Origin of the sequence: Leisingera sp. M658 (assembly GCF_025144145.1) — a bacterium.
In the GTDB taxonomy this organism is placed as follows: domain Bacteria; phylum Pseudomonadota; class Alphaproteobacteria; order Rhodobacterales; family Rhodobacteraceae; genus Leisingera.
Map to the genome: position 1 here is coordinate 2671008 of NZ_CP083546.1, position 13522 is coordinate 2684529.

The 13522-nt window shown below is 62.7% G+C and carries 10 protein-coding genes; 6 read left to right on the top strand and 4 right to left on the bottom strand.

Going from position 1 to position 13522, the window contains the following annotated elements; translation table 11 throughout:
* Positions 1-49: 49 nt before the first annotated feature.
* Positions 50-478 carry a heme-binding protein gene (locus tag K3724_RS13320; RefSeq protein WP_259985749.1) on the bottom strand — a complete coding sequence of 143 codons (429 nt, stop codon included), beginning with the start codon at positions 476-478 and terminating at the stop codon, positions 50-52.
* Between the two features lie 114 nt (positions 479-592).
* Entirely contained in the window at positions 593-2740 is a 2148-nt protein-coding gene (locus tag K3724_RS13325) for a malate synthase G (protein ID WP_259985751.1), read from the bottom strand.
* Positions 2741-2964: 224 nt separating this feature from the next.
* Between K3724_RS13325 and pepN the strand changes: the two genes are divergently transcribed.
* From pepN to K3724_RS13340, 3 genes are all read left to right on the top strand, one after another.
* The gene (pepN, locus tag K3724_RS13330) at positions 2965-5520 is read left to right on the top strand and encodes an aminopeptidase N (protein ID WP_259985762.1); all 2556 of its coding nucleotides are present in this window, start codon (positions 2965-2967) and stop codon (positions 5518-5520) included.
* Positions 5513-5971 carry a hypothetical protein gene (locus K3724_RS13335; RefSeq protein ID WP_259985764.1) on the top strand — a complete coding sequence of 153 codons (459 nt, stop codon included), beginning with the start codon at positions 5513-5515 and terminating at the stop codon, positions 5969-5971. The genes pepN and K3724_RS13335 overlap by 8 nt, the downstream gene beginning before the upstream one ends.
* A gap of 160 nt (positions 5972-6131) precedes the next feature.
* Positions 6132-7424: a hypothetical protein gene (locus K3724_RS13340; protein WP_259985766.1), complete on the top strand. Its 1293-nt coding sequence runs from the start codon at positions 6132-6134 to the stop codon at positions 7422-7424.
* A 42-nt stretch (positions 7425-7466) separates the two neighbouring features.
* Here K3724_RS13340 and K3724_RS13345 read toward each other — a convergent pair whose 3' ends face one another.
* Complete coding sequence (locus K3724_RS13345) at positions 7467-9812, bottom strand: Tex family protein (protein WP_259985769.1); 2346 nt, start codon at positions 9810-9812, stop codon at positions 7467-7469.
* Positions 9813-10087: 275 nt separating this feature from the next.
* Here K3724_RS13345 and gatB point away from each other — a divergent pair, with 275 nt between their 5' ends.
* Positions 10088-11599: an Asp-tRNA(Asn)/Glu-tRNA(Gln) amidotransferase subunit GatB gene (gatB, locus tag K3724_RS13350; RefSeq protein ID WP_259985771.1), complete on the top strand. Its 1512-nt coding sequence runs from the start codon at positions 10088-10090 to the stop codon at positions 11597-11599.
* Positions 11600-11817: 218 nt separating this feature from the next.
* Positions 11818-12315, top strand: coding sequence for a DUF4177 domain-containing protein (locus tag K3724_RS13355; protein ID WP_259985773.1), 498 nt, complete (start codon positions 11818-11820; stop codon positions 12313-12315).
* 19 nt (positions 12316-12334) lie between these two features.
* On the opposite strand, the gene K3724_RS13360 is transcribed toward K3724_RS13355, so the two are convergent.
* Positions 12335-12589, bottom strand: coding sequence for a BolA family transcriptional regulator (locus K3724_RS13360; protein ID WP_129371454.1), 255 nt, complete (start codon positions 12587-12589; stop codon positions 12335-12337).
* Positions 12590-12697: 108 nt separating this feature from the next.
* Here K3724_RS13360 and K3724_RS13365 point away from each other — a divergent pair, with 108 nt between their 5' ends.
* Positions 12698-13321, top strand: a complete 624-nt coding sequence (locus K3724_RS13365) for a J domain-containing protein (protein ID WP_259985775.1) — start codon at positions 12698-12700, stop codon at positions 13319-13321.
* Positions 13322-13522: the final 201 nt, after the last annotated feature.

Here is a 13522-nt window from a genome sequence, read left to right on the forward strand (position 1 = left end):
GCAACAGGCTGTTCAGCCGCGCACAACGCTGCGGAATGTCCCTGCGAAGTCAGATCTCGCCCTGCAAACCCGCCGCCTCGATACCGGCCATGGCCGCGACGGCATCATTGTCCGAGCTGTCGCCGGTAACGCCAACCGCGCCGATCACAGTACCGTCCGTGCCGCGCACCAGCACCCCGCCCGGCACCGGCACCACCTGGCCGCCGTAAACGCCGTTCACCGCCGCCATGAAATAGGCCTGCGCCTCTGCCCGGGCCATCTGGGCGCTGCCGGCCATGCCCAGCATGACCGAGCCATAGGCCTTGCCATGGGCAATGGGGAACCGGCCCGGCGCGGCGCCGTCCTCGCGCTCGAACGCCTGCACATGGCCGCCCGCATCCAGCACCACCACCGACAGCGGCTTCAGCCCCATCTCAAGCCCTTTGCCCAAGGCCGCACGGATGATTGCGCGCGCCTGATCCAGTGAAATGTCAGCCATGGGTGTCTTTCCTTCCGTTCGCGTGACGTCACGGAACAGAAAAGGAGGCCAAAAGGCCCCCTTTGACTACCCCTCATTGAAGGGAAACTGTTTCATCCGGTCAGTTTGCCGCGGTCAGCTAGCAGCTTCCTGCGCCTTCAGCTCCAGCCGCCGGGCGTGCAGAACAGGCTCGGTATAGCCGGAAGGCTGCACCCGGCCCTTGAACACCAGATCGCAGGCCGCCTGGAAGGCGATGGTGTCGAACCCAGGCGCCATCGCGCGATAGGTGTTGTCGCCGCGGTTCTGCTCATCCACCACTTTGGCCATCTTGCGGAGGGAGCCCATCACCTCGTCTTCAGTGACAACACCATGATGCAGCCAATTGGTGATATGCTGGGCGGAAATCCGGCAGGTGGCACGGTCCTCCATCAGGCCGACGTCGTTGATGTCGGGCACCTTGGAGCATCCCACCCCCTGATCGACCCAGCGCACCACGTAGCCCAGGATGCCCTGCGCATTGTTTTCCACCTCACGCGCGATCTGGCGCGGTGTCCATTTGCGGTAAGTCGCCAGCGGGATTTCCAGGATGCCATCAACATGGGCGCGGCGGCCGCCGGCCATAAGCCGCTCCTGCACTGCGAACACATCCACCTTGTGGTAATGCAACGCATGCAGGGTCGCGGCGGTCGGGCTTGGCACCCAGGCACAGTTGGCGCCGGATTTCGGGTGTTCGATCTTCTGTTCCAGCATTGCCGCCATCATGTCGGGCATCGCCCACATGCCCTTGCCGATCTGCGCCTTGCCGCTCAGCCCGCACTCCAGGCCGATATCCACATTCAGGTTCTCATAGGCGCCGATCCAGCCCTTGCGTTTGATGAAATCTTTGCGCGAAAACGGCCCCGCCTCCATCGAGGTGTGGATCTCATCCCCAGTGCGGTCGAGGAAGCCGGTGTTGATAAACGCCACCCGGTGCTTGGCCGCACGGATGCATTCCTTGAGGTTCACCGAGGTGCGGCGCTCTTCGTCCATGATGCCGATCTTCACGGTGTGGCGCGGCAAGCCCAGAATATCCTCGACCTTGCCGAAGATCCGGTCAGTGAATGCCACTTCCTCCGGCCCGTGCATCTTGGGCTTTACCACATAGACCGAGCCATGGGCCGAGTTGCCGCCCTCGCGCTTCAGGTCGTGCTTGGCGATCATCACGGTGATCAGCGCATCCAGCAGCCCCTCGTAAGCCTCCTTGCCGTCCTGATCCAGCACCGCCGGGTTGGTCATCAGATGGCCGACATTGCGCACCCACAGCACCGCCCGGCCCTTTACGGACATCGCAGAGCCGTCCGGCGCAGTGAAACCGAAATCCGGGTTCAGACGGCGGATAATACTCTTGCCGCCCTTGTCCAGCTTCGCTTCCAGATCGCCCCGCATCAAGCCCAGCCAATTGGAGTAGGCCTGCACTTTATCCTCGGCATCAACGCAGGCGACCGAGTCCTCACAGTCCATGATCGCCGACATCGCGCTTTCCAGCCGCACATCCGCCAACCCGGCCTGATCCCGCGCGCCAATCGCATGGGCGCGGTCAAAGACCAGCTCAACATGCAGCCCGTTGTTGCGCAGCAGCACGGATTCAGGCGCCTTGGGGTTGCCGCGGTAGCCTGCAAACTTCTCCGGCTGCGCCAGCGGCAGGTCGTCAATCAGCAGCTGGCCGTCCTGCACATAATAGCGGCGCACATCGGCGTGGCTGGTGCCTGCAATCGGAAACGCCTCATCCAGGAACACCCGCGCCCGCGCCACAACCCGCGCACCGCGGCCCTTGTCATAGCCGCCCTTGGGCGCCGGGGTGCCCATCGCATCGGTACCATAAAACCCGTCATACAGGCTGCCCCAGCGAGCGTTGGCTGCATTCAGCGCATACCGTGCGTTGGTGATCGGCACCACCAGCTGCGGCCCCGGCACCGATGCAATCTCGGGATCCACATTCTGCGTTTCAATCTCAAAATCCCCGCCCTCGGGCAGCAGATAGCCGATCTCATTCAGGAACGTCTTATACCCTTCGTGGTCATGAGGCTTGTCCCGGTTGGCAATATGCCAGGCATCGATCTTGGCCTGCATCTCTTCCCGCCTGGCCAGCAGCGCGCGGTTTTCCGGGCCAAACCCGTTCACCAGCTCCGCCAGTCCCGCCCAGAACGCCTCGGCCTCGACCCCGGTGCCCGGCAGCGCCTGCTTTTCGATGAATTCCGCCAGCTCTGGCGCGACCTGAATTCCCTGCTTTTCGACCCGGCTCATGACTTGCTCCTTTGGGCGGTACACCACTGTATGCTGTCTCTTAATTAGGGGAGAAGTTTCCGATCGGCAACAAAACAGCCTACCTCTGAAACCGAACTCAATTTCTTGATTATCAAGAAAGTGCTGCGGATTTTTCCAGTTCGCCCTTCAGGCCCCCCAATCCGCTTGCAGTCACCTGCCTATCCTCTACACCTTAAAAGGACGCAGTGCCGAGGAGAGCGAGAATGGCCAAAGACACGCCCCAAACCTTCTACCTGAAAGATTACACCTCTTTTGGATACGACGTTGAAAGCGTTCACCTGACCTTCCGCCTGTCGCCGGAAACCACCCGGGTTCTCAGCAAAATCCGCTTTGCGCCCAAGCCAGACGCGGCGGACAAGACGTTCTTCCTGCACGGCGAGGAGCTGAAATTGATCTCCGCCAAAATCGATGGCCAGGAAGTGACGCCGGAACTGGTAGATGGCGGTCTGAAATGCGATGTGCCCAGCGCTCCCTTCACTTGGGAGGCTGAGGTGGAAATCAACCCGGCCGGCAATACCGCGCTGGAAGGGCTTTATATGTCGGGCGGCATGTATTGCACCCAGTGCGAGGCCCAGGGCTTCCGCAAGATTACCTATTACCCCGACCGCCCCGATGTGATGTCCACCTTCACCGTCCGGATTGAGGGCGATGAGCCGGTGATGCTTTCGAACGGCAACCCCATGGGCGCGGGCGAAGGCTGGGCTGAATGGCACGATCCCTGGCCGAAACCGGCCTATCTGTTTGCGCTGGTTGCGGGCGATCTGGTCAACCACCCCGGCCAATTCACCACCAAATCCGGCAAAGAGGTAGAGCTGAACATCTGGGTCCGTCCCGGCCCTGATGAGGGCAAGTGCGCCTTTGGCATGGAAGCACTGAAAAAGTCGATGACATGGGACGAGAACGTCTATGGGCTTGAGTACGACCTGGAGCTGTTCAACATCGTCGCCGTGGACGATTTCAACATGGGTGCGATGGAGAACAAAGGGTTGAACATTTTCAACTCCTCCTGCGTCCTGGCATCGCCGGAAACCTCCACAGATGCAAATTTCGAACGTATTGAGGCAATTATCGCGCATGAGTATTTTCACAATTGGACCGGGAACCGCATCACCTGCCGCGACTGGTTCCAACTGTGCCTGAAGGAAGGCCTGACCGTTTTCCGTGACGCTCAATTCACTTCCGACATGCGCTCTGAACCGGTCAAACGGATCGAGGATGTGATTACCCTGCGCGCCCGCCAATTCCCCGAGGATGGCGGCCCCCTTGCCCATCCGCCGCGCCCCGAGGAGTTCCAGGAGATCAACAACTTCTACACTGCCACCGTTTACGAGAAAGGCGCCGAGGTGATCGGCATGCTCAAGCGGCTGGTAGGGGATGAGAACTACTACAAGGCGCTGAAACTCTATTTTGAGCGCCACGACGGCCAGGCCTGCACCATCGAGGACTGGCTGCAGGTGTTCGAGGACGCCACCGGCCGCGACTTGCAGCAATTCAAACTGTGGTACAGTCTGGCAGGCACCCCGCGGGTGAAAGTGTCCGAGGATTACGCCGACGGCACCTATACCCTAACGTTTGAGCAATCGACGCCGCCGACGCCGGGCCAGCCGGACAAGGCACCGCGGGTGATCCCGATGGCGGTTGGCCTGTTGTCGCCCAATGGCGACGAGCTGCACGGCACTGAGATGCTGGAGCTGACGGAAGCCAAGCAAAGCTTCACCTTTGACGGCCTCGCCGCCAAACCGGTGCCCTCGATCCTGCGCGAGTTTTCCGCCCCGGTAATCCTGGAGCGTGAGAGCACCAATGCCGAACGCGCTTTCCTGCTGGCCCATGACACCGACCCGTTCAACCGCTGGGAGGCAGGCAACGCGCTGGCCAAGGAGGTCCGTTTGGCGATGGTGCTGGACGGTGCCGCGCCCGATGGCGCCTATCTGGATGCGCTGGAAAAACTGGTGCGCGATGACGATCAGGACCCGGCCTTCCGCGCCCTGGTACTGTCGCCGCCCAGCCAGGCCGACATCGCCCAGACCCTGTTTGAGCGCGGCTATACCCCCGATCCGCAGAAAATCCATGACGCGGCTGAGACCTTTACCCAAACTCTGGCGCAGCAGCTGGAAACCAGCCTGCCCCGGCTTTATGCCGCCACCACGGTCGAAGGCCCTTATGCGCCGGACGCCGATAGCGCCGGGAAACGTGCCCTGAACGGCCGTATCCTGTCGCTGCTCACCCGTCTGGACGGCGGCGAACAGGCCGCGCGCCAATACGCAGCTGCGGACAACATGACCCAGCAATACACCGCCCTCGCCGCGCTGATGAAGGCTGAAAAGGGCGATGCCCAATCTCAGGCCTTCTTTGATCAGTGGCAGGACGACCGGCTGGTGATGGACAAGTGGTTCGCGCTGCAGATCGCCTGCGCGGCACCACAGAAAACCGCAGCCACCGCAGCCGCCCTGACCAATCATGCACTGTTCGACATGAAGAACCCCAACCGTTTCCGCGCCGTCTTTGGCGCATTGGCGGGCAACCACGCGGGCTTCCATCACGCCAGCGGCGAGGCTTATGCCCTGCTGGCAGAGAACCTGATTGCATTGGACAAACTGAACCCGCAGACCACTGCCCGCATGTGCGCCGCCTTCCAGACCTGGAAACGCTATGACGCCGGCCGCCAGTCGCTGATCCGCGCCCGGATGAGCCGCATTGCCGGCGCGCCGGGTCTCAGCCGGGACACCAATGAGATGATCACCCGGATCCTGGATGCCTGAAACACCGGAAACACGCTCTCCGGCGGCGGATTACAGCTTCTCCCGCCGGGGCCGATCTCCCGCCGCAATGCTGGCAACGGGCGGCTGGGTGGCGGCGCTGCTGGTGTTATGGCTCTTGCTGGATGCGGCCGTTTGGCTGGTGATCCTGCTGGCCCTGCCGGTTTTTCCTGCGCTGCTGGACCTGATCCGCAACCCCCTGTCTGGCCTCATGTTTTCTGGAAACCAATTGGAATGGTTCACCGGAGGCCTGACCGGCAAGGCCGAGCTTGGAGAGATCGACCGCGTGCGTTTTGACACCCGGTGGGATTTCTCAGTCCGCGCCACACTGGTCCTGCGCAACGGCAAACGCATCCGCCTGCCGCAAGAGGCCACCCCGCCGCACGCCGAAGCGGACGCCGAATTCCAGGCCCGCGGCATCAGGACCGAACGCCATCATTTCACTGCGTTTTGACGGCGCTGGTCTTGAACTTGCGCATCAGCTGCCATCGCCGCTGCCGCCACCCGCGATTGTTCCCATTGAGGCGTTAACTTCCCCAGTGCCGCCATCTTTGCGCCCCAATGCCTGACGACATTGGGAGCAACGATAAGCTGCCACTCATCAGGAAGCGCAAATGCTCACAACCTCTCGACAGGCACGGGATTTTCTGTCCCGCATTTCAGGTCTGGTTTCCGACCGCTCCAAGCCTGCCGCCACTCCTGTTCCTGTTCCTGTTTCGTCCCCGGCTCCGGCAGAGGAAATGCTGAACCGCCGCCTGGAAGACAGCCTGTCGATCCCGGTCAGCCGCGAAAAGGGCGATCCGGATTGCATCCAGGCCCAGGACCGCGGCCAGTTTCTGGCCCGTCAAGAGCGCTGGGAGGAGCTGTCCCGGCAAATCGGTGAAGCGGATCAATCCCGCGCCGCCGCCCGTTGCGGGCTGCCGCTGGCCGACCTCATCGCTTATGGTGCCCGGGCTGATGTTGTAAACGCAACCGAACATGCACTGACGGAAAACCAGGATGCCTGCAGCCGCACATTGATCCGCGGCCTGATGGCGTTTGAAGCATTGCGGGCCGAGAACCGCCACGACCCCTATTTGACAGCGCTGGTCGCCCTTGCCCATATCGACATCGGCTGGGCCTGGCGCGGGACCGATGGGCAAACTGCAGCCCCGCAGGCGAACCAGCGCCGTTGCGCCGCCCATTTCGACCGCGCCGCGGCCTTGCTGGACCCAATTGCAAACGATTGCCAGGACAGCCCGTTCCTGAAGGCCGCACACTGCGCGCTGTTTGCCGGCCGCAATGCCGGGACGCTTCGGGTGGCGGATGAATTCGCCGCGCTGATCGATCTCGCTCCCGGCAACCACCGCCACATGCGCACACTCGGCACCCATATGCTGCCGCGCCGGTCCGGCTCCTATGCGGCACTCGAACTGGAGGCCCGCCGCACCGCCGCGCGCACGGCTGAAACCTGGGGGGCCGGCGGCTACGCCTGGGTCTATTTCGACGCCATTGCCATCGACGATCAGGCCTGCGCCCGTGTTGACTCCCGGCTCTTCCTCGACGGGCTGAAGGATATCGTCAATGCCAACCCCTCACAGGAGATGATCAACCTGCTGGCCGCCTATTGCACGGTTTCCCTGCGCAAGGGTCTGGGCCAGACTCTGCAAGCCGACCTGCCGCGGCTGAAGATTGCCGAGGCTGCAAACTGGCTGATCCGCGATCACCTGACGGAACTGCATCCGCTGGTCTGGGCGCATGCGGCCGAAGGCTTTGACAACAGTGCCCGCATCCGCTCTGTCAGCCGCTTTGCCGCCCGTGGCCATGCCGGTGCGCTTGCTGCCATCGCCGGGCAATTCCGCGAAGAGATCGAAGGCGGGCAACACATCGCCTTTACCGGCCGGGGCCTGCAAGTCAGCCCGGCGTAACTGGCCGGCATCACGGAAAAGGCGGGGCCATGGCCCCCTTTGCTAAGTTTTCTTGAAGGCATCCATCAGCGCCGCGCCCAGCGCGCCTGTGCCCTGCCCCTTGGCCGGGCTGCCCTTGGGGCTGGCAGAGGTTTTGCCTTTTGCGCCGACAGGCGTGCCACCCCGTCGCGGTCCCGCGCCCTTGGACGGACCGCGCGCGTTGCGGTCCTCCTTGGCCGAAGCACCGCCATCCTTGCGCATGGTCAGTCCAATCCGCTTGCGCGGCACATCGACCTCGGTGACCGTCACCTTGACCACCTGACCGGTCTTCACAACCTCATGCGGGTCCTTCACAAAGCGGTCCGCCAGCTGGCTGACATGCACCAGCCCGTCCTGATGCACGCCAATGTCAACAAAGGCGCCAAAGGCTGCCACATTTGTCACTGTGCCTTCCAGCACCATGCCCGGTTTCAGGTCGGTGATCTGCTCCACCCCGTCTTTGAAGGACGCCGTCACAAAAGAAGGACGCGGGTCGCGGCCCGGCTTCTCCAGCTCCTGCAAAATGTCCCGCACGGTGGGCAGACCAAATCTGTCGCTGACGAAATCCTCTGCCCGCAGCCCTTTCAAGGCGTTCTCATCACCCATGATCTGGCGGATATCGCGCCCGCAGGCCGCAACCACCTTGCGCGCCACATCATAGGCCTCAGGGTGGACCGAGGACGCATCCAGCGGTTCCTTGCCATCGCGGATGCGCAAGAAGCCCGCACATTGCTCAAACGCCTTGGGGCCGAGCCGCGCCACCTTCAGCAACTCCTTGCGGGACATGAACGCCCCATTCACATCGCGGTGCGCCACAATCGCCTCCGCCAAGCCGGGGCCAAGACCCGAAACATGCGCCAGCAGCGGCGCCGAGGCCATGTTGAGATCCACCCCGACCCCGTTCACCACATCCTCGATCACCGCCTCCAGCGATTTCGAAAGTTTGTGCTGGTCAACATCGTGCTGATACTGGCCCACGCCAATACTTTTGGGTTCGATCTTCACCAGCTCCGCCAGCGGATCCTGCAGGCGCCGCGCGATCGACACCGCGCCGCGCAAACTCACATCCAGATCCGGAAATTCCCGCGCTGCCAGTTCCGAGGCCGAATAAACCGAGGCCCCCGCCTCACTGACCACCACCTTGGTCGGCGCCTTTACCTTCGCGGGCAGATGGTTCAGCACCTCCGCCACCATCCGCTCGGTCTCACGGCTTGCGGTGCCGTTGCCGATGGCGATCAGCTCGACGCCATGCTCGGCGATCAGCTTGACGATGGACACTTGCGCGCCGCGCAGATCATTCTTCGGCTGAAACGGGTACAACGTTTCGGTGGCCACCAGTTTGCCCGTAGCATCAACCACCGCCGCCTTGACGCCGGTGCGGATGCCCGGGTCCAGCCCGAGGGTCGGCCGCGCACCGGCTGGCGCTGCAAACAGCAAATCCTTCAGGTTGCGCGCAAACACCTGAATGGCATCCTCCTGCGCCCGCCCCCGCAGATCGCCCATCAGTTCCAGCATCATCGACAGCGACAGCTTCACCCGCCAGGTCCAGCCCGCCACCTTGCGCAGCCAGATATCCCCCGGACCGTTGCCGCCCGCGCCCAGCTCCGCTGCGACCATGGCCTCGGCCCTGGCCGCGCCTTCCTCCGGCTCCGGCCCCACATCCAGCGTCAGCACACCTTCATTTGAGCCGCGCAGCATCGCCAGTGCCCGGTGTGACGGAACATCCGCCCAGCGCTCGGTGTGGGCAAAGTAGTCCGAAAACTTGGCGCCTTCCTGTTCCTTGCCTTCGATCACCTTGGCAGTCAGCACCGCCTCCCGCTGCAGGAACTCCCGCAACCGCCCCAGCAGATGCGCCTTTTCCGTCAGACGCTCTGTCAGAATGTCCCGCGCCCCGTTCAGCGCATCCTTCACCGTTGCCACCATCTCGGTCACATACCCGCCGGCCAGCTGTTCCGGGTCAGCATTCCGGTCCGCCAGAATAGCATCGGCCAGCGGCTCCAGCCCGTTTTCGCGCGCAATCATTGCCTTGGTGCGCCGCTTGGGCTTGTAGGGCAGATAGATATCCTCCAGCTGCGCCTTGGTCTCTGCCTTCGCGATCGAGGCCGCCAGGCCTTCAGTCAGCTTGTCCTGCCCCTTGATCGAGTCGAAGATCGCCGCCCGCCGCTTTTCCAGCTCGCGCAGATATTCCAGCCGTTCCGCCAAGGTGCGCAGCTGGGTATCATCCAGCCCGCCCGTCGCCTCTTTCCGGTAGCGCGCGACAAAGGGCACCGTTGCGCCCTCGTCCAGCAGCGAAACCGCGGCGTTCACCTGTTTCGATGCGGCGCCGATTTCTGCGGCGATAGTCTGGCTGATGCGGGCGGATGTGTCCAATGCGGCCTCCTGAAATTCTGCTCGGGCATCTTTCTTAGCCGCGCTGGCGGGCACCGCCAAGCGATTGTTTCGCCTCCGGCGGAGGGCCGCGCCCAAACCTGAGAGGCTTCGAATGCGCCCTCCCCTTTGCCAGAGGCAAACCTGCGGTTTGACGGGAGGGGCGGGCGCGGCCCGGTCTTTTAGCCCGCGCCAAGTGCCCATTGCCCTCTTGCTCCTTGCCCCGCACAAGCCTAGAACCCTTGCCAACATTGGACATTCGGATACGGCGGAAAACCATGCTCGACCTGACATATGAACTCCCCAAGCCCAAGGTGATCGCGGGCGCCAAGCATGACTGGGAACTGGTCATCGGCATGGAGGTGCACGCCCAGGTCAGCTCCAATTCCAAGCTGTTCTCCGGCGCCTCCACCAAGTTCGGCGCTGAGCCAAACTCCAACGTGGCCTTTGTGGACGCGGCGATGCCCGGCATGCTGCCGGTGATCAACGAATACTGCATTGAACAGGCGGTGCGCACCGGCCTGGGCCTGAAGGCCGGCATCAACCTGTGGTCGGCCTTTGACCGCAAGAATTACTTCTACCCCGACCTGCCGCAGGGCTACCAGATTTCCCAGCTCTACCACCCCATTGTGGGCGAGGGCGAAGTGCTGGTGGAACTGGGCGACGGCACCGCGCGCAACGTGCGGGTCGAGCGCATCCATATGGAACAGGACGCGGGCAAGTCGATCCACGACATGGACCCCAACATGTCCTTTGTCGACCTGAACCGGACCGGTGTCTGCCTGATGGAGATCGTCTCCCGCCCCGACATCCGCGGCCCCGAAGAAGCCGCCGCCTATATCGCCAAGCTGCGCCAGATCATGCAGTATCTGGGCACCTGTGACGGCAACATGCAGAACGGCAACCTGCGCGCCGACGTCAACGTATCGGTCTGCCTGCCGGGCCAGTATGAGAAATACCAGGAAACCCAGGATTTCGATCATCTCGGCACCCGCTGCGAGATCAAGAACATGAACTCCATGCGCTTCATCCAGCAGGCCATCGAAGTCGAGGCGCGCCGCCAGATCGCCATCATCGAGGCAGGCGGCAAAATCGACCAGGAAACCCGGCTCTATGATCCGGACAAGGGCGAAACCCGCTCTATGCGGTCCAAGGAAGAAGCGCATGACTACCGCTATTTCCCCGACCCCGACCTGCTGCCGCTGGAAATCGAACAAGCCTGGGTCGATGACATCGCCGCCAATCTGCCGGAACTGCCGGACGAGAAGAAGGCACGCTTTATCAAAGACTTCAGCCTATCGGATTATGACGCGTCGGTACTAACCGCCGAGGTCGAGGCCGCGGCCTACTTTGAAGAAACCGCCAATGGCCGCAACGGCAAGCTGGCGGCCAACTGGGTGATCAACGAATTGTTCGGCCGCCTCAAGAAAGAAGATCACGCCATCAGCGATTCGCCGGTTTCTCCGGCGCAGCTCGGCGGTATCATCGATCTGATTTCCTCGGACGCCATCTCCGGCAAGATCGCCAAGGACCTGTTCGAGATCGTCTACACGACAGGCGGCGACCCGGCGCAGATCGTTGAAGAGCGCGGCATGAAGCAGGTGACCGACACCGGCGCGATTGAAACCGCCCTGGACGAAATCATCGCCGCCAACCCCGCGCAGGTGGAAAAGGCCAAGGTGAACCCGAAACTGGCGGGTTGGTTTGTCGGCCAGGTGATGAAAGCCACTGGCGGCAAAGCCAACCCGGCTGCCGTGAACAAGCTGGTGGCACAGAAACTGGGCGGCTGATCCGTTCCGGACGCAGTTTTTAAATGGGGCGCCGCTGGCGCCCCTTTATTTTTGCCCCGAAGAGGTCTTAACAGAACCCACTGGGCGGCTTCACGACCTTCCGCTAGCACATCAAAGATTGCGTGCCGGCAGGCCGCCCCGCGTCATCAAGCCAATTACCTGTCTTGGCCCGCTCCAAATTGCTTGTTACAAGCCCTCAAGCAGGAAGAGTAAAGCAAATGCAAGCCTACGAATACAAAGTTGTCCCCGCCCCGGCCAAGGGCACCAAGGCGAAAGGGGTCAAGACCCCGGAGGCACGCTTTGCCAATTCGATCGAGAATCTGCTGAATGAAATGGCGGCCGGCGGCTGGGAATTCCAGCGCGCCGAACTGCTGCCAAGCGAGGAGCGGTCGGGCCTCACCGGCTCCACCACCAACTGGCGCAATGTGATGGTGTTCCGCCGGGCGCTGGCCGCGGAACAGCCGGCAGAATCACCCGCACCAGGCCGCAAGGAACCCGCTGCCCCCTCAGTCGAGTTCCGCCATTCCGAGCCGCACACACCACCGCTCACCGCGGCGGCCGGCGATCCGGAAGCGCCGCCGGAGGCAACCCAGGTGCCCGGTCCCGGCGCCGCCAGGATGCAGTCTGATGACGGTGTCGAGGAACTCAGCCCGGTTGCAGGCATGACTGCCGCGCTGAAGAAACGCGCCGAACAGAAAGGCGACGGGGAGAACTGATCCTCCCGCGCCCTGGTGCCTAGACCCCGATATCCAGCGCCAGCGCGTGAATGCGCGGCACGATACCTCCCAGCGCCTTATGCACCGCGCGGTGCTGCGCCACCCGGTTCATCCCCTCAAACGCGCCGGCGCGGATCATCACCGCAAAATGGCTCTCGCCCGAGCCATCGTCGCCGGCATGGCCTGCATGTTTATGGCTTTCGTTCACCACCTCCAGCGCGCTGGGGGCAAAGGCCGCCTGCAGCGCTGCTTCCATCTCTTTCTTCACGTTCATTTTCCGCTCATCCCCATAATTTTTTCGGCGCGCCCCCTTCTATCTGGCGCACCTTAGACTAAACTGCTGCCTCCGAGTCGAACAGATGCGTCTAGAAGGTGCGCCCCCATGAGCAAGTCCGATCCCTTTGGCTTTGATATGTCCATCCGCTCAGCCAAAAAGAAGAATCCGCGCGGACGCCGGGCCGCCACCGGCGCGTCCGAAACCTCCGTCCGCCAGTGCGACAAGGACGGTTGCGAAGAAGCCGGCAAGTTCCGCGCGCCCAAAGCGCCGGATGTGCTGGATGATTTCTACTGGTTCTGCCAGGAGCACGTGCGCGAATACAACAATGGCTGGAACTTCTTTGAAGGCACCACCGAGGCCGAGCTGAACGCGCAGCAGTCCAAGGACAAGGTCTGGGAGCGCGAGACCAAGCCGATAGGCGACCCCGAGGCCCGCGCCTGGGCCCGTCTCGGCATCGAGGACCCGCATCAGGTGCTTGGTGTCAACGCAACGCAGAACCCCGGCCGGGCTGCCAAGGCGGGCCGCCGCCTGCCGCCCACCGAGCGCCGCGCGATCGAGATCCTGGAAGCCAAGGACGACTGGACCAAGGCCGATATCCGCAAGTCCTATAAGAAGCTGATCAAGGTGCTGCACCCCGACATCAACGGCGGCGACCGCAGCCAGGAAGAGCAGCTGCAAGAAGTCATGTGGGCCTGGGACCAGATCAAGGACAGCAAAAGCTTTAAATAGGCAGCCGGAAAACGGATGCGCAAAGAGCGGCCTGGGGCCGCTCTTTTTTTGCCGAAGGCGGCCCCAAGCCGCGGCATGGCAGGCGCCAAGGGTCAGGCAGCTATCCTTTGGGTCAGGCGGCCGCGCTTTTGCGGCCGCCGCAGCGGGGTTTCTATCCTTCTGCAGGCAGGCGGAGCGGGCATTTCCTGCGTAAATTGATTT